The following is a 331-nucleotide window of genomic DNA, read 5'->3' as shown; positions in this document are numbered from 1 at the left end:
GCCTTTGTACTCTTTGAATGATTTCCAACCATTCTGAGCGAACCTTTGAACGCCTCCGTTACTTTTTTGGAGGCGACCGCCCCAGTCAAACTGCCCGACTGACAGTGTCCTATTACCAGTTTCATGGTAACTAGTTAGAACTTTAGAATTAAAAGGGTGGTATCCCAACAGTGACTCTGCAAACTCTGGCGAGCTTGCTTCTTTGTCTCCCACCTATCCTGTACATTTAATCCCAAAATTCAATGTCAACCTGCAGTAAAGCTCCACGGGGTCTTTCCGTCCTACCGTGGGTAAGTCGCATCTTCACGACTACTACAATTTCACCGGATCC

General features: G+C 46.5%; 1 rRNA gene. It reads right to left on the bottom strand.

Features of this window, described 5'->3' with window-relative positions:
* A 23S ribosomal RNA gene (locus tag ACU68W_RS09315) occupies positions 1-331 on the bottom strand; the annotation flags it as partial.

Source organism: Finegoldia sp. P2-F-LR, from assembly GCF_052932265.1.
This window is presented reverse-complemented; position numbering and strand designations above follow the sequence as displayed.